17 protein-coding genes are annotated in these 15,922 nt (G+C 72.7%); 6 read left to right on the top strand and 11 right to left on the bottom strand.

Annotated features, from left to right (window positions below):
- Nucleotides 1–21: 21 nt before the first annotated feature.
- Nucleotides 22–639 carry a TetR/AcrR family transcriptional regulator gene (locus ACQPYX_RS07290; protein WP_433802237.1) on the bottom strand — a complete coding sequence of 206 codons (618 nt, stop codon included), beginning with the start codon at nt 637–639 and terminating at the stop codon, nt 22–24.
- A 143-nt stretch (nt 640–782) separates the two neighbouring features.
- On the opposite strand from ACQPYX_RS07290, the gene ACQPYX_RS07295 reads away from it, so the two are divergent.
- Together ACQPYX_RS07295 and ACQPYX_RS07300 are read left to right on the top strand one after the other, a co-directional pair.
- Nucleotides 783–2,318, top strand: a complete 1,536-nt coding sequence (locus ACQPYX_RS07295) for an acyl-CoA synthetase (protein WP_433802238.1) — start codon at nt 783–785, stop codon at nt 2,316–2,318.
- 51 nt (nt 2,319–2,369) lie between these two features.
- Nucleotides 2,370–3,125 (top strand): SDR family NAD(P)-dependent oxidoreductase, encoded by a 756-nt coding sequence (locus ACQPYX_RS07300; RefSeq protein WP_433802239.1) that lies wholly within the window; start codon nt 2,370–2,372, stop codon nt 3,123–3,125.
- Between the two features lie 54 nt (nt 3,126–3,179).
- On the opposite strand, the gene ACQPYX_RS07305 is transcribed toward ACQPYX_RS07300, so the two are convergent.
- Nucleotides 3,180–3,659: a cupin domain-containing protein gene (locus ACQPYX_RS07305; RefSeq protein ID WP_433802240.1), complete on the bottom strand. Its 480-nt coding sequence runs from the start codon at nt 3,657–3,659 to the stop codon at nt 3,180–3,182.
- Nucleotides 3,660–3,799: 140 nt separating this feature from the next.
- Here ACQPYX_RS07305 and ACQPYX_RS07310 point away from each other — a divergent pair, with 140 nt between their 5' ends.
- The 4 genes from ACQPYX_RS07310 (at nt 3,800) to ACQPYX_RS07325 (ending at nt 7,123) form a co-directional block, all read left to right on the top strand.
- Nucleotides 3,800–5,155 (top strand): MFS transporter, encoded by a 1,356-nt coding sequence (locus ACQPYX_RS07310; RefSeq protein WP_433802241.1) that lies wholly within the window; start codon nt 3,800–3,802, stop codon nt 5,153–5,155.
- Between the two features lie 163 nt (nt 5,156–5,318).
- The gene (locus tag ACQPYX_RS07315) at nt 5,319–5,480 is read left to right on the top strand and encodes a hypothetical protein (RefSeq protein ID WP_433802242.1); all 162 of its coding nucleotides are present in this window, start codon (nt 5,319–5,321) and stop codon (nt 5,478–5,480) included.
- Between the two features lie 46 nt (nt 5,481–5,526).
- Nucleotides 5,527–6,294, top strand: coding sequence for a GAF and ANTAR domain-containing protein (locus tag ACQPYX_RS07320; RefSeq protein WP_433802243.1), 768 nt, complete (start codon nt 5,527–5,529; stop codon nt 6,292–6,294).
- Nucleotides 6,295–6,376: 82 nt separating this feature from the next.
- A complete protein-coding gene (locus tag ACQPYX_RS07325; RefSeq protein WP_433802244.1) occupies nt 6,377–7,123 on the top strand; it encodes an SDR family NAD(P)-dependent oxidoreductase in 747 nt (248 codons plus the stop codon).
- Here the strand turns inward: ACQPYX_RS07325 and ACQPYX_RS07330 are convergent, their stop codons facing one another.
- From ACQPYX_RS07330 to ACQPYX_RS07370, 9 genes are all read right to left on the bottom strand, one after another.
- The gene (locus tag ACQPYX_RS07330) at nt 7,124–8,110 is read right to left on the bottom strand and encodes a TIGR03617 family F420-dependent LLM class oxidoreductase (RefSeq protein WP_433802245.1); all 987 of its coding nucleotides are present in this window, start codon (nt 8,108–8,110) and stop codon (nt 7,124–7,126) included.
- A gap of 203 nt (nt 8,111–8,313) precedes the next feature.
- On the bottom strand, nt 8,314–8,820 hold the full coding sequence (locus ACQPYX_RS07335) for a hypothetical protein (protein WP_433802246.1): 507 nt from the start codon (nt 8,818–8,820) through the stop codon (nt 8,314–8,316).
- An 80-nt stretch (nt 8,821–8,900) separates the two neighbouring features.
- A complete protein-coding gene (gene glsA, locus ACQPYX_RS07340) occupies nt 8,901–9,890 on the bottom strand; it encodes a glutaminase A (protein WP_433802247.1) in 990 nt (329 codons plus the stop codon).
- A gap of 49 nt (nt 9,891–9,939) precedes the next feature.
- Nucleotides 9,940–10,704: an alpha/beta fold hydrolase gene (locus ACQPYX_RS07345; RefSeq protein WP_433802248.1), complete on the bottom strand. Its 765-nt coding sequence runs from the start codon at nt 10,702–10,704 to the stop codon at nt 9,940–9,942.
- A gap of 97 nt (nt 10,705–10,801) precedes the next feature.
- Nucleotides 10,802–11,116: a carboxymuconolactone decarboxylase family protein gene (locus ACQPYX_RS07350; protein ID WP_433802249.1), complete on the bottom strand. Its 315-nt coding sequence runs from the start codon at nt 11,114–11,116 to the stop codon at nt 10,802–10,804.
- 63 nt (nt 11,117–11,179) lie between these two features.
- On the bottom strand, nt 11,180–12,283 hold the full coding sequence (locus tag ACQPYX_RS07355) for a mandelate racemase/muconate lactonizing enzyme family protein (protein WP_433802250.1): 1,104 nt from the start codon (nt 12,281–12,283) through the stop codon (nt 11,180–11,182).
- Nucleotides 12,284–13,216 carry a PDR/VanB family oxidoreductase gene (locus ACQPYX_RS07360; RefSeq protein ID WP_433802251.1) on the bottom strand — a complete coding sequence of 311 codons (933 nt, stop codon included), beginning with the start codon at nt 13,214–13,216 and terminating at the stop codon, nt 12,284–12,286.
- Nucleotides 13,207–14,634: an aldehyde dehydrogenase family protein gene (locus tag ACQPYX_RS07365; RefSeq protein WP_433802252.1), complete on the bottom strand. Its 1,428-nt coding sequence runs from the start codon at nt 14,632–14,634 to the stop codon at nt 13,207–13,209. Before ACQPYX_RS07365 ends, ACQPYX_RS07360 begins: the two co-directional genes overlap by 10 nt.
- Nucleotides 14,631–15,917: an aromatic ring-hydroxylating oxygenase subunit alpha gene (locus ACQPYX_RS07370; RefSeq protein WP_433802253.1), complete on the bottom strand. Its 1,287-nt coding sequence runs from the start codon at nt 15,915–15,917 to the stop codon at nt 14,631–14,633. Before ACQPYX_RS07370 ends, ACQPYX_RS07365 begins: the two co-directional genes overlap by 4 nt.
- Nucleotides 15,918–15,922: the final 5 nt, after the last annotated feature.

Genomic DNA, 15,922 nt, shown 5'->3' on the forward strand with positions numbered 1-15,922 from the left:
CGAGCGCCGGGCCGGGCGGCGTCAGGTGAACAGACGCGGGAGCAGGTCCGCGGCGCCGGCCCGCAGGTCGTCGACCGCTCCCGGGGTCCCGTCGAGGTGGCGCCCGAGCGCCTGCCCGAACAGCCCGTCGAACACCGCGTAGGCGACCGCGGGCGTCACCGAGGGGACGCGACCGGTCAGCTCGGCATAGCCGGTGACCACGCGCCAGATCATGGCCTGCAGGCTGCCGTCGATCTCGGCGACGTCCGCGCGGAACGCGGGTTCGAAGAGCGACTGGGTCCGCAGGTCGTACCAGAGCCGGTGCAGCAGCGCGTCCTCGCGCAGCGTCGTCGCGAGCCCCTCGCCGCAGGCCGCGGCGAGCCCCTCGGCGGTGTCGGCCCCGGACATGACGGCGTCGTAGCGCTGCACGCAGCCGATCTTGTAGCGCTGCACGCAGTAGGTGATCAGCTCGACCTTGTCGCGGAAGTAGTAGTGCAGGACGCCGTGCGAGAACGACGTGTTCTCCGCGATCGTGCGCAGGCTCGTCCGCGCGTAGCCGAGCTCGGCGAGCGTGACCAGGGCGGCGTCCGCGAGTTCCCGCCGACGGTCCTCGAACTTGTCGGCCGGGGACCGTCGCGGTCGGACGGCGGAGCTGGTCACGCGGCTCACGATACGTCGGGCGGGCGGGCCCCGTCGCCGGTTCTGACCAGTCGTCCAGAAGATTCTTGACAGGTGTCCAGACTCGGGCCAGGGTCGTGATCCGGCGCACAGTGGCGCCGCCGAACGGAGGTACGGGTTCGACGATGTCGCTCTGCTTCTACCTGGACAAGGGCGCCTCGCTCGATCCGGACGCGCCGTGTCTCACCCTGGACGGCGAGTCCCGCAGCTACGGCGAGGTCGTCGAGCTGTCCCACGCCGTGGCCCGCGCGCTGCGCCGCTCGGGGGTCGCGCCCGGCGAGAAGGTCGGCATCCTCTCGGCGAACGACCCGGTCGCCTTCTCCTGTGTGTTCGGCATCGCCCGGGCGGGGGCCGTGTGGTGCCCGATCAACCCGCGCAACGCGGCGGGGGAGACCGCGGAGCTGCTCGACCTCTTCGACTGCTCGGTGCTGATCTACCAACCGGCCTTCGACGACCTGGTGGGCACGATCGCCCCCGACCTGCCGAAGCTGCGGACGCTGGTGCGCTTCGGCGAGGCCGACGGCGGGGCGCAGGCCTTCGACGCCTGGATCGACGCCGCCCGCGACGACGCCTCCGAGGAGACCTCCCCGGCCGACGACGTCGTCGCCCTGGTGGGCACCGGGGGGACGACGGGACGGCCGAAGGGCGTGATGCTGACCGACCGCAACATCGAGGTCATGTCGGCGATCACGCTGATGAGCTATCCGTTCGACGAGCGTCCGGTCTACCTCGCCCTCGCGCCGCTGACCCACGCGGCGGGGGTGCTGTGCTTCCCCGTCCTCGCCCGGGGCGGCGAGGTGGTGATCATGGCGAAGCCCGACGTCGGGCGGTTCCTCGAGCTGATCGCGGCGCACCGGGTCACGCACACGTTCCTGCCGCCGACCCTCATCTACATGGTGCTCGGCCACGAGGCCCTGCCGACCACGGACCTCTCCTCGCTGCGGTGCTTCTGGTACGGCGCGGCCCCCATGTCACCGACCCGGCTCGCGGAGGCCCTCGAGCGCATCGGGCCGATGGCCCAGCTCTTCGGGCAGTCCGAGGCGCCGATGATGATCTCGACGATGGCGCCGGCCGACCACCGGCGCCCGGACGGGTCGATCCACACCGAGCGGCTCGCGTCGGCCGGGAAGCCCTCGCCGCTGGTCACCGTGGCGATCCTCGGGTCCGACGGACGGCCCGTGGCGCGGGGCGAGCGTGGCGAGATCGTGGTGCGCAGCGCGCTCGTCATGGCCGGCTACTACCGCAACCCGGAGGCCACCGCCGAGGTCTCGGCCCACGGCTGGCACCACACCGGCGACATCGGTTTCCTGGACGACGACGGGTTCCTGTTCATCGTCGACCGCGCCAAGGACATGGTCATCACCGGCGGGTTCAACGTCTACTCCGCCGAGGTGGAGCAGGCCGTCATGGCCCACGAGAGCGTCCGCGACTGCGCGGTGATCGGGCTGCCCGACGAGAAGTGGGGCGAGCGCGTCGTCGCCGTCGTCCAGCCGCAGCCGAACACCACCGTCGACGCCGACGAGCTCCTCGGCTTCGTCAAGGCCCGCGTCGGCAGCGTGAAGACCCCCAAGCAGGTCGAGTTCTGGGACGACCTGCCCCGCTCGACGGTCGGCAAGGTCCTCAAGGCCGACATCCGCTCGTCGCTCACCCAGCAGCACTGAGTCCCAGCACCGATTCCCGACCGATCACATCGACGTGAGGAACGAACGAACATGACCGAACTGGCGGGCAAGCGCGTCTTCGTCACCGGCTCCGGCGCCGGCATCGGGAAGGCCATCGCCACCCTGTTCACCCAGAACGGCGCCCGCGTCGTGGTCAGCGACCTCGACCCGGCCACCAGCAAGGCCGCGGCCGACGAGATCGGTGCGGCCGGCGTCGCCGACTGCGACGTCACCGACGAGGCCCAGGTCCAGTCGGCCATCGGTAGGGCGGTGGAGATCCTCGGCGGGCTCGACGTCCTCGTGAACAACGCGGGCATCGAGATCTCCTCGCCGCTGCTGCAGCAGTCGACCGAGAGCTTCGACAAGATCTGGGCGGTCAACGTGCGCGGACCGTTCGTGGCGATGAAGGCCGCGATCCCGCACCTGATGGAGTCCAAGGGCAACGTCGTCAACATCGCCTCGATCGCGGGCGTCGGCGGCAGCCCGCTGCTCGGCTCCTACTGCGCGACGAAGGCGGCGGTGATCCAGATGACGCGGGTCACCGCGGTGGAGATGCGCCCGGCCGGCGTCCGCGTCAACGCGGTGTGCCCGGGCTTCGCCGACACCGCGATGGTGGAGCGGCTCGTGCCGGACTTCGAGGCCGCCACGCAGGTGCCGTTCGGTGACCTCGTCGCGATGAAGCAGGGCCGCCTCGGGACGCCGCAGGACATCGCCGAGGTGGCGTCCTTCCTCGCCTCCGACCGTGCCTCCTGGGTGACCGGCAGCCACTACGTGCTCGACGGCGGTCTCACCGCGTCCCTGGTCTGAGCACCGCTCCGGGCCCCGCGCGTCGGCGCGGGGCCCGAGCCGCGGGCGTCCCGCTCAGGCGCCCGGGACCGATCCCGGTGGCAGGAAGTCGACGTCGTGCAGCGCGGACTGCCGCACGACCTCGTCGGGATCGGTGAGGTCGTGCAGCTGGTCGAAGAGGTGGGCGAGCCGGCCCGTCGGGCTCACCCAGAACAACGCGCGGGCATCGGCCTCGGAGCGGTTGTAGTAGGCGTGCGGCAGGCCGCGCGGCATGAGCACGGTGTCGCCGGGACCCGCGGTCTCCCACTGCCCGTCGAGATAGAGCGTGAAGACGCCCGCGAGGACGTGGATGTGCTCGTCCTGCTTGGGGTGCACGTGCGGCGGCACGCCGGTGCCCGGCGGGTCGAGGGTCTCGAACGCGAAGCTGGACTCGCTGACGGCGCGCGCCCAGTAGGTGTGGCCCAGCACGTTCCACACGCGGCGGTACTGGCCCTCGCCGGCCCGCACGATGCCCGTGGGCAGGGGACCCAGCACGATCTCGTCACCGTCGAACATGTCCGGACCGTACTGCGCGGACGGGCTCCGCCGGACCGTCCGTTCCTCTCACTGAACGGGACGAACCTGGTGTTCTCGGGCGGCCGACACCTATGGTGCGCGTCACACCACACCGCGTCACCCGAGGTCGGAGGCCGTCGATGGACCCTGCCCCGAGCGCCCGTCCCGCCCCGACCGCGCAGGAGACGCGCCGCGTCGCCTCGGCGACGCTGATCGGCACGTCCATCGAGTGGTTCGACTTCTTCGTCTACGGCGCGGCCGCCGCCCTCGTCTTCAACAAGGTCTTCTTCCCGACGGCGAACCCGCTCACCGGGACGCTGCTGGCGCTCTCCACGTTCGGGGTCGGGTTCGTCGCCCGGCCCTTCGGCGGGGTGGTGTTCGCGCACTTCGGGGACCGCATCGGCCGCAAGTCGATGCTCGTGCTGTCGGTGCTGATGATGGGCGGCGGCACGTTCGTCGTCGGCCTGCTGCCCACCTACGAGGCGATCGGCGTCGCCGCGCCGGTCCTGCTCGTGCTGCTGCGCATCATCCAGGGCATCGGCCTCGGCGGGGAGTGGGGCGCGGCCGCCGTCATGGCCGTGGAGTACGCGCCCCCGCACCGCCGCGGGTTCTTCGGCAGCTTCCCGCAGATCGGGGTGCCGGCGGGCATGCTGATCGCGAACGTCTCCCTGCTCGCCATGTCGGCCGCGATGTCCGACGCGGCCTTCATCGCCTGGGGCTGGCGGGTGCCGTTCCTCGCCTCGATCGTCCTGGTCGTCGTCGGGATCGCGATCCGGCTCAAGGTCGCCGAGTCGCCGGTGTTCGAGGCGGCCCGCGCGGAGGGGCGGATCGAGCGCCAGCCGGTGCTCGCGGTGCTGCGCCGGCAGCCGCTGAACGTGCTGCGCGCGGCGGGCCTGCGCTTCGCCGAGAACAGCACCTTCTACATCCACACCACGTTCGTCCTGACCTACGGCACGGTCGTGCTCGGGATGGCCCGTGGCGACCTCCTGATCGCGGTGATCGTGTCCTCGGCGATCGGGCTCGCGACGATCCCGTTCTACGGCTGGGCGTGCGACCGCTTCGGACGCCGTGCGGTGGTGCTGTGGGGCTCGTTCGTGCTGCTGGCGATGAGCTGGCCGTACTTCTGGGCGCTGGACACCCGGTCGCTGCCGCTGATCGTCCTCGCGACGGTGATCGCGGTGAACGTCGGCAACTCGGCGGTCTACGCCCCGCAGCCCGCCTACTTCTCGGAGCTGTTCGAGCCCGAGGTCCGCTACAGCGGCGCCTCGATCGGCGCCCAGGGGGCCAGCGTGTTCGCCGGCGGCCTGGCGCCGGTCATCGCGACCGCCCTGCTCGACGCGACCGGGGGCTACGACTGGATCGCGGTGTACATGTCGGCGATGGTGCTGATCACGATCGTGACGGCGTTCCTGTCGCCCGACCCGTACAAGGAGTCGCTGCGCGCGGGCGGGGCGGAGGCCGCGGCGCACATCGACCGGCGGTCCGCGTCGCTCTGACCGGACGCGGACGTGCCAGGGTGGACGGATGGGACCGCAGCGCGACGGGTAGGGCCACGACGACCGCGTCGCGGCCGCGACCGATCGCGCGCTGACCGCCCAGCAGCGGGCCCGGGAGCTGGCGGAACGGCTGGCCGACACCGCGCGCGACATCGCGGCGACCATGGACCGCGTCGCCCAGACACGGGAGGCCCGTGCGGCGCAGCTCGACGGGGCGGAGGCCGACCTGGCCGTGCAGCAGGCCTGGCGCGCCCGGGATCGGGCCGACGTGGAGCGGCACGACGACCGCGAGCTGCGCCGGACGTGGGGCCTCCCCGACCGCTGAGCAGGAGCGGTGTAGGCCCGTTCGTTTCCCGGGTAGGTGCGTACCCATGGCGTCCACCAGAGATGGCGAACAACGGGAGCACGCGCACGAGGGCTCCGGCGAGCGGATCGGCGCCGATCTCGCCCGGACCCTCGAGGCGGCGGCCCGCAGCCTGCTCGAACGCGGCGACGAGGAGGGTGTCGACCACACCCTCGGACTGGTCGTGCGCGGCGCGATCCAGACCGTCCCCCACGTCGAGCAGGCCGGCATCTCCCTGGTCAGCCGGGACGGCGTCGTCGAGTCCCACGCGCCGAGCAATACGGTCGTGCGGGAGCTCGACGAGCTGCAGAACGAGCTCGGCGAGGGCCCGTGCGTCGACTCCATCCGTGCCGAGCAGCGCACCCTGATCGACGACATGAGCGGCGCCCACGACCGCTGGCCGCGCTACGCCCCGGCCGCCGTCGCGCGGGGTATCGGGTCGATCATGTCGTTCCAGCTCTTCGCCCAGCGCGGCAGCGCCGGCGCGCTCAACCTCTACTCGTCCCGCGCACACGTGTTCGACGAGAGCACCGCCGACACCGGCCGGCTCTTCGCGGCGCAGGCGGCGCTCGTGCTGCACGGGGCCAAGCGCATCCAGGGCCTCAACGTCGCCGTCGCCAGCCGGGACACCATCGGGCAGGCGAAGGGCATCCTCATGGAGCGCTTCGGGGTCGGGCAGCAGCGCGCCTTCTCGATGCTCGTGGAGTTATCGCAGAACACGAACCTCAAGCTGGCCGCCGTGGCGGAGTGGCTGGTGACCGAGGCCGAGGAGAAGGCGTCCGGCGGGTCGGGCTGACCCGTTGTCGGCGAACTCCCGTCGGCGGTCCTCGCGATGATGGTCCACCCTCTGCGGAGCAACCCGCGAGAGGAGCGTCGTCGTGGACAGCGAACTGGACGGCCGGGTCGTCGTCGTCACCGGTGGCAGCCGGGGCCTGGGCCGCGAGGTCGTGCTCGCCTGCGCCGACCGCGGCGCCAAGGTGGTGATCGCGAGCCGCAAGCTCGAGGCGTGCGAACAGGTGGCGGCCGAGGTGCGCGACCGCGGCGGGGAGGCCCTGCCCGTCGCGGTCAACGTCAGCGACTGGGCGCAGTGCGATCACCTGGCCGACACCGTGCGCGACCACTGGGGACGGGTGGACGTGCTGGTCAACAACGCCGGCCTGTCCCCGCACTACCCGAGCCTGCCCGAGGTCAGCGAGGCCCTGTTCGACAAGGTCGTCGCCGTCAACCTGCGCGGACCGTTCCGGCTCACCGCGCTGATCGGCTCGCGGATGGCCGCCGACGGCGGCGGCGGCTCGATCATCAACATCGGCTCGATCGAGGCGATCCGGCCGAGCCCGCAGGCGCTGCCCTACGCCGCGGCCAAGGCCGGTCTGCACGTGCTCACCGAGGGATTCGCGCAGGCCTTCGGCCCCACCGTACGGATCAACACCGTCCAGGCCGGCCCGTTCCTCACCGACATCTCCGAGCACTGGGCCGACGGGATGCGCGAGGAGGTCGAGGCGCAGGTGGCCCTGGAGCGCTGCGGCGAGCCGCACGAGATCGTCGGCGCGGTGCTGTTCTTCGCCACCTCGGCCTCGTCGTACGCCTCCGGGTCGGTCCTGCGGCTCGACGGGGGGTGGCGCTGATCAGCGCCGCAGAGCGTCCACCAGCTCGGCGAAGTGCTGCGGCGGGGGCGGGGCGTCGCCGGGACGGTTGAGCCGCAGCCGGTCGGCGACGCCGCCGTACCGCTGCCGCAGGCTCCGGGCGGCCTCGTCGGGCGAGCCGACGGCGCACATGGCGTGCAGGAGCTCGTCGTCCACGAGGGCGGGCATCTCGTCCCAGCGACCCTCCTTGGACATCCGGTGGAGCTCCGTCTGCAGGTCGCCCTGCCCGTGGAGCTCGAGCACCCGGCGATAGGCGGGAGTCGAGCCGTAGAAGGAGATCTGGCGGCGGACCGCCTCGACGTCGCTCTCGTCGAGCGCGACGAACGGGGAGAGCGCGATCTGCAGCGGAGCGGCGTCCGCCGGTCGGTGCGCGGTGACCTCGGGGACGATCACGTCGCGCAGATAGGTCTCGGTGCAGAACGGGTGGACGAACAGCCCGTCGGCCTCCTCGGCGGCGACCTGCAGCATCCGGGGGCCGACCGCGGCGAGGAAGACCGGCGGCGGACCGTAGGGGTTCGTCGCCGGAGTGAACGCCGGCGCCATCAGGGAGTGCTCGTAGAAGCGGCCGCGGTGCTCGAGGCGATCGCCGGTCGACCAGGTGTGCCAGATCGCCCGCAGGGCGAGCACGAACTCGCGCATCCGGTCGGCCGGCTCCGACCAGGGCATCGAGAAGCGCTTCGCGACGTGCGGCCGGATCTGGCTGCCGAGCCCGAGGATCAGCCGGCCCTCGGAGAAGCGCTGCAGGTCCCAGGAGGGGTAGGCGACGGTCATCGGCGTGCGGGCGAAGGCGATCGCGACCGACGGCCCCACCGCGATCCGCGTCGAGTGCTCGCACGCCAGGGTCAGCGACAGGAACGGGTCGGCGCGGTTCTCGGTGTTCCACGCCCCGTCGAAGCCGATCTCCTCGATGGCGCGCACGTCCCCGGCGACGGCGGTGAGGGACGTGTCGAGACGGGCGTCGATCTTCATACCCCGTTCCTACCGGGCCGGACCCGTCCTCGGGAACGCCCCGGCGGTCCGACCGCTAGGCAGTTGATCATGTCGAGCGCGACGGGACGGACCGTCGCGCTCGACATGATCAACTGCCTAGGCCGTCTGCAGGCCGTCACGCCTCGGGTCGAGCTCCCCGTCGCCGCCCGGGCTGTCGGAGTGCGGCGGACCTCCGACGTCGATCACTCCCGCTGCTCGCCGCGCCCGGTCGAGCCCGCGACGGTGCGTCGGACGAGGAGGGTGCCCACCCAGGTGCGCCAGCTGATCGGGTCGGTGGCGATGCTCTGGTGCACGAGAACGAGGCCGACGTCCGTGGGCGTGGGATCGAGCAGCGGGCCCGAGAACGACGGCCCCTCGACGAGGGCTGTCACCATGCCCTCGCAATGCTCGTCGCCGACCCGGACGTCCGGATCGTTCATGTCGCCGAGCTCGAGGTCGAAGCAGGCCAGACGGTCGTGCACCACCTCGACGCCGAGGTCCGCCACGCCCCTCGCCCGGGCCGACGCCGCGGCGGGCGCGTCCCAGAGGTCGTCGGGATCATCCGCACGCAGCCAATCCCGCAGTTGGTCGGAATACGCCGCGCGGACCGCCCGCGAGGCCTGCAACGGCGGCACGCCCGCGCGACGTCGTTCCTCGTTGACGAACCAGAGGACCGTGTCCTCGGCGGCGATCTCCTCGATGTGCACCATGGCGCTACCCCCCCCCCGCAGCCGATCGTAGGGAGTACCACGAGGTCGACGGGGGAGAAGCAACCCGCGGTCCGACCTCTCTACCGCTGCCGGTCGGGCTGGGCGACGCGACCGAACACCGACTCGGCCGGGTCGGCGAAGACGTGCAGTCCGAAGGTCTCGGAGAGCTCGCGGCAGAGCGCGACGCCGCGGACCGAGTTGCCATGCACGTCGAGGCCGGGGGAGTAGGTGCCGAGGCCGAAGTACTCGGGGAGCACACACACGATCCCGCCGGAAACCCCGCTCTTGGCGGGGATGCCGACCTCAGTGGCCCAGGTACCGGCGGCGTCGTACATGCCGCACGACATCATCACGCTGACCACGTCGCGGACGTGCGCCCGCTCGACCGCCCGCTCGCCGGTCAGCGGGTTCAGCCCGCCGTTGGCCAGGGTCGCGCCCATGACGGCGAGCTCGGCCGCCGTCACCGTGATCGAGCAGGCCGAGAGGTACACCTCGACGGTGCGGTCGATGTCGCCGTGCAGCATGCCCAGGGACCGCATCAGGTAGCAGAGCCCGATGTTGCGGTCGTTGCTGCGCAGCTGCTCGTCGAGGATCGCGCGGTCGACGTCGAGGTGCGGGTTGCCGGTGTAGCGGCGGTAGCGCTCGACGATGCGCGCGACCTGGTCCTGGGCGTCGAACCCGTCGACGAGGCTCGCCGCGACGAGCGCCCCGGCATTGATCATCGGGTTGTAGGGCCGGTTGTTGGCCTCGTCGAAGGTGATCGAGTTGAAGGGGTCGCCGGAGGGCTCGACCCCGACGTGGCGCATCACCTCGGCCCGGCCGTGGTCCTCGAGGGCCAGGGCGTAGGTGAAGACCTTCGACACCGAGTGCAAGGGGAACCGGACCCCGCAGTCCCCGATCGACCAGCAGGTGCCGTCGACGTTCACGCCCGCCACCCCGAAGAGGTCGCGGTCGGCCTCCGCCTCCGGCGGGTAGTAGCTCACGACCTCGTCGAACGGGCTGCTCCCGTGCCGGGTGTGCAGCTCCTCGAGCTGGTCCTGGACGATCTGGCGCTCGCTCGGGTCCACCATGGTCCGGAAGTGTGCCGGATGTCCGGATCGGCGCCCTCGCACGCCGGGATCACCGGTCGAGCTCGGCCCAGAAGGTCGTGAGGGCCGCCGCGACCGGGGCCGAGGTCTGCTCCGGCCACCAGTGCCCGACGCCCTCGAGGCGGGCGATGCGTGCTCCCGCCTCACGAGCGGCCCACTCGTGCTGCTCCACCGTCCCGCTGGCCTGCTCGACGTCGTCCAGCGCGATGAGCGCGAGCCCCGGTCGGCGTGCAGCATCCGGGAGGAGCTTCCCGGCCTCGGCCATGGTCGGCTGCCGGGCCGCGCGCAGCAGGGCGAGGACGGCACGGCCCATCTCCGGGTCCATCCCGGCCGCGACCCGCTCCGCCATGCGCCCGGTCATCCCGAGGGCCGAGGCCACCGCGAGCCGCTGCTGCAGGTCGCCGCCCCACAGCTGCCGGACCGACTCCTCGCCGGGACCCTCCTGCTGCCACACCTGGGCCCGCGGGTGCCAGGTGTAGTCCGGTGCGTACACGCCGAGGGCGTCGGAGGCCCAGCTGCGGATCAGGTCCGGACGGCTCATGGCGAGCGCTGCGACGTGGATGCCGCCCCAGTCGTGACCCACGAGGTCGACCGGATCGCGGAACAGCTCGAGCTGGGACGCGAGCCAGTCGCGGTAGCCGGCGGGCGACCGGTCGACGCCCTGCGGTGCGGGGACGCCGAAGCCGGGCGGGGACAGGACGACCGCGTCCGCCCGGCCGAGCTCGCCGATCAACGGTCCCCAGACGGCCGCGGACTCGGGGTTGCCGTGGACGAGGACGAGGGGAGTGCGCGCCATGGAGCCACCTCTGCGTTACTTGTTGGGTGGCACGCAAGTTAGCGGACGAGGGCGCCCCCGTCGAGAGGGGTGGGGGGTCGGCGGGAGCGCCGCTGGGTCAGGGGGTGTGCTCCCCGGCCTCGTCGAGGACGCCCTCGAGGCGGTTGAGCGCGGTGACGGCGCTGGGCCAGCCGGCGTAGAAGGCGAGGTGGGTGATGGCCTCGACGAGCTCCTCGCGAGTGAGGCCGTTGTCCAGCGCGCGGTGGAGGTGCCCGACGAGCTGCTCGGGGCGGTAGAGCGACACCAGCGCTGCGACGGTGATCAAACTGCGGTCGCGCTTGGAGAGCTCCGGGCGTTCCCACACGTCGCCGAACACGACGTCACGGGTGAGTTCGCCGAGCTTGGGGGCCAGGGCGAAGGGGTCGTCGGCCATGACGGGGTCCTCCCGGGAGACGGTGCGGTCCCGGGACCGGTACCCCGCGGCGAGGGCGCCCGGTCAGTCGTAGGTCGCGATCCTGGTCATCCGCGTCGGATCGGGCCGGACACCGAGCCCCGGCGCGGTGGGCACGGCGATGTGACCGTCCCGGACGACGACGGGGTGCTCGTCGTCGACGTGCCCCTCGATCCAGTCGTGGGCGATCCACGTGCCCTCGAGCAGCCGCGGGTCGACGGTGGCGGCGAGGTGGACGCAGGCGGCGGCGATGACGTCGCCGCCCCAGGCGTCGTCGACGGTGTGGGGGAGGGACCGCAGGGCGCAGAGGTCGCGCGCCTGGGCCGCCCGGGTCGGGCCGCCGAGGCGGGTCACCTTGAAGGAGAAGCCGTCGGCGGTCCCGCCCGCGATCGCGCGCAGGACGGCCGCGACGTCCTCGGTGTTCTCGTCGAGGAAGACCGGGTGGACGAGTCGGCCCCGCAGCGACTCCATCTCCTCGAGGGTGGCGCAGGGCTGCTCGAGGGTGAACGGGATGTCCGCGCACAGCCGGTCGAACTGCAGGGCGTGCACCGCGGTCATCGCGCGGTTCGCGTCGACGGCGAGCCGGGCCCGGCCGCGGACCGCGTCCCACACGGCGCGCACGGTCTCGACGTCGCGCTGGAGGTCGCGCCCGCCGACCTTGAGCTGGATCCGCCGGTACCCGTCGGCGACCTTCTCCGCGGCGGCGCGGGCGCCCGTGTCGGGATCGCCCACGGTCACCGAGTAGTACGAGGGCACGCGGTCGACGAGGGCGCCCCCGAGCAGCGTCGACACGGGCACGCCGAGCTGCTGCCCGAGGAGGTCGAGCACGGCCGTGTCCAGCGCCGCCTTCGCGTAGCCGTGTCCGGCGAGCAGGCCGTCCATCCGCCGGGCCAGCGCCCGAGGGGAGTCGATCGCGGTCCCGACGAGGCCGGGTGCGATCTGGGCGAGCGCCGCGCGGGCGCCGAGCGCGTGGTGGGGCTGGTAGACGGGGCCGAGCGGGCACGTCTCGCCCCACCCGCTGCGGCCGTCGTCGGTGACGACCTCGACGAGCGTGCTGTCGAGCGCCTCGACCTCCGTCTGCGACAACCGGTACGTCCCGCCGACGACCGGCAGCAGGGCCTGGTTGACGTGGACGCGTTCGATCTTCACCTACAGCTCCAGCCGCAGTCGGGCGCAGCCCCGCTCGGCGCGGGACACGCAGATCATCAGGCAGGTGTTCTCCGCCTGCTCGGCGTCGTCGAGCACGGAGTCCCGGTGCTCGGCGCGCCCGCCGAGGATCGGGGTCTCGCAGCTGCCGCAGGTGCCCTCGCGGCAGGAGAAGTCGACGGGCAGCCCGAGTTCCTCGGCGACGTCGAGGATCGAGGCCTCGGCGGGGACGGTCGCGGTCAACCCGGAGGTCGCGAACTCGACCTCGAAGGCCTCGTCGGGACCCTCGGTCTCGACGAGCTTCGGCGTGAACCGCTCGAGGTGCAGCGCGGACCGGTCGACGACGTGGGTCTCGACCGCGGCGAGCATCGGCTCCGGTCCACAGGCGTACACCGCGGTGTCCGGCCCGATCGCCCCGAGGACATCCGCGAGGGGGAGCAGCCCCTGCTCGTCCTGCGGGACGACGGTGACCCGGTCGCCGTGGACGGCCAGGTCGTCGAGGAAGGCCATCGAGGAGCGGGTGCGTCCGCCGTAGAGCAGGGACCAGTCCGCGCCGGTGGCCCGTGCCCGGGCGATCATCGTAAGGATCGGGGTGATGCCGATCCCGCCGGCGACGAACAGGTAGCGGGCGGCGGGTTCGAGCTCGAAGTGGTTGCGCGGCTCGGAGACCTCGACGAGGTCGCCGACGTCGAGCTTGGTGCACACGTACTCCGAGCCGCCGCGGCCGGCGGGCTCGCGCAGGATCCCGAGCCGCCACGTGGCGCGCTCGGCGGGGTCGGAGGACAGCGAGTACTGGCGGACGACGCCCTCGTCGAGCGTGAGGTCGACGTGGGCGCCCGCGGTCCAGGCCGGCAGGTCGCGGCCGTCGGGGTGGGCCAGGGTCAGGCAGACGACGCCGTCGGCCTCGTCGCGGCGGTCACGGACGATCAGTTCCACGGGGACCTCCGGACGACGACGGTCTTGCGGGTCAGGTAGCTCTCGAGCGCGACCAGGCCGCGTTCACGCCCGGTGCCGGAGAGCTTGGTGCCGCCGAACGGGACGGCGGGCCCGCCGGCGAAGTAGTCGTTGACCATGACGTAGCCGGCGTCGACGCGGTCGGCGATGCGCAGGGCGCGGTCGACGTCGGCGGTGTGGATGCCGACCCCGAGGCCGTAGTCGGTCGCGTCGGCCAGTTCGAGCGCCTGCTCCTCGGTGTCGAACTCGAGCACCGCGAGGACCGGGCCGAAGATCTCCTCGCGGGCGATCCGCATGGTCGACGTGACGCCGGTGAACACGGTGGGCGCCACGAAGTGGCCGCGGCCGGGCAGAGCCTGCGGCGGGATCGGGGCGTGGGCCCCCTCGGCGCGGCCGAGGGCGACGTACTCGTCGACCCGCCGCCGGTGGGCGGCGGAGACCATCGGTCCGAGGTCGGGGTCGTCGGCGCCGGGCCCGAGGGTCAGGGCGCCGGCGCGAGCGCGGATCCGCTCGACGAGCTCGGCGGCGACGGCCCGGTCGACCAGCAGCCGCGACCCGGCGTCGCAGTACTGCCCGGAGTTGGCGGTGAACCCGACGACGACCTGGCGGGCGACGTCGTCGAGGTCGGCGTCGCGGAAGACGATCTGCGGGCTCTTGCCGCCGAGCTCGGTGACGACGGGTGTGACGTGCTCGGCGGCGGCGCGCAGCACCGTGCGGCCGGTGGCGACCGAGCCGGTGAAGGTCAGCGACCCGATGCCCCGGTGGGCGGCGAGCGCGGCGCCGGCCTCGGCGCCGAGTCCGGTCACGACCTCGTAGGTGCCGGCGGGGAAGCTCGCGGCCTCGACGAGCCCGGCGAACCGCAGCGCGGTCAGCGGGGTCTGCTCCGCCGGCTTGACGACGGCGGCGTTCCCGGCGGCGAGGGCGGGCGCGACGCTGCGACACAGCATTGACAGGGGCGCGTTCCAGGGCACGATGTGCGCGGTGACCCCGACCGGTTCGGGCGTGGTGTAGGCGAGCGTGCCGGGCCCGAGCGGGATGGTGTCGCCCTGCAGGGCGGTCGCGGCGCCGGCGTAGTAGTCGAGGTAGCCGACGCAGCCGGCGATCTCGCCGCGTGCCAGGGAGAGCGGCTTGCCGGTGTCGAGCGACTCCAGGCGGGCGAGTTCCTCGGCGGCGGCGTCGACCTCGGCGGCGAGTCGGCGCAGGGCGCGGCCGCGTTCGAGCGGGGCGGTGTCGCGCAGCGTGCGGGTGGCGGCCCGTGCGGCGGCGACCGCCCGGTCGATCTCGGCGGCACCGCCCCGGGCGACGTGGGCGATGGTCTCCCGGGTGGCCGGGTCCTCGACGGGCAGGGTGCGTCCGTCGAGGGCGGCCGGGGCCGGGGGAGCGGGAACGGTGGCGGTCATGGGTCGGGGAACATCCGCGTCATGGTGTCCTCGTCGCCCGCGGGGACGCGATCGAGGCCGACCATCTTGTCGATGACCATGTTCTGGAACCGGTGGATCGGCTCCTCGAAGCGGAAGCACATCCGCCCGCCGCGGTAGGCGGGGTTCGCCAGCCCCTCCTGGACCCGCTCCACGATCTCGAGGTCCTGGCGGTTGACCAGGTCCCAGAACTTGGCGAGCTGCTCGACGCCGGCCTCGGCGTCGGCGTCGTCGGCGGACTCGGGGTGGGTGAGCAGGACGGCGGTCTCGACGGTGCGGTCCGCCGCGACGGGCCGGTTGAACAGCACGAACGCGTGATTGGGCAGCACCACGAGCGCGGTGGAGGGGAACAGCCACACGAAGCGGCCGGCGTCGGCGTCCTGCTCACCGAGGGAGCTCAGGGGCGCCAGGCCGTCCCAGCCGCCGGCGTCGGTGTTGCCCGAGACCGGGGTGGTGCACATGCCGGTGTAGCGCCCCGGGCCCTGCCAGCGGTAGTGGTCGGAGAACCTGGAGACCTGGTTGAGCTCGGGGTGGACCCAGGGCAGGTGGTAGTACTCCATGAAGTTCTCGCCGACGAGCTTGTAGTTCGCGGCGACGTCGTAGGTGAGCCGGCGCTGCGCGGTCCACTCGTCGAGGCGGTAGTCGGCGAACCGCTGCGGCAGGTCGCCCAGTGCCCGGGTCAGGGGCTCGGGATCCGTCGAGAGGTTGACGAACAGGAAGAAGCCCCAGCTGTCGACCGAGACGGGGAGCAGGCCGTAGTCGGCCTTGTCGAAGCCCTTGGCCATCTGGTCGAAGACGGTCTCCTCGCCGGCGGGGACGTCGGAGCCCTCGAACAGGGGGGTGCCCAGGCACGCGCCGTCGGTGTCGTAGGTCCAGTTGTGGTACGGGCAGCGGATGCGGTTGCGGTGGCCGACCTCGCGGGCGTCGGCGTCGAGCAGCTTCGTCGCGCGGTGGCGGCAGACGTTGTGGAAGCCGCGCAGCTCGCCGTGGCGGTTGCGGGTGATCAGGATCGAGCGCCCGGCGACCTCGACGACGACGCACCGCCCGGGCTTGTCGACGTCGGCGAGGAGACCGACCGCGACCCAGCTCGAGGTGAAGACGCGCTCCTGCTCCTGGGCGAAGAACTCCGGGGAGCAGTAGGCGTCGGGGATCAGGGTCGAGGCCAGGTCCACCGGCAGCCGGGTGTGCCGGTAGGTGTCCTCCTCGGTGAACCGCGCCGGGTCGATCGGACGGGCCGGGAGCGCGGCGTTCGGGTCGGTGGACATCTCGG

Source organism: Actinomycetospora sp. CA-084318, assembly GCF_050955885.1.
Classification (GTDB): Bacteria; Actinomycetota; Actinomycetes; order Mycobacteriales; family Pseudonocardiaceae; genus Actinomycetospora.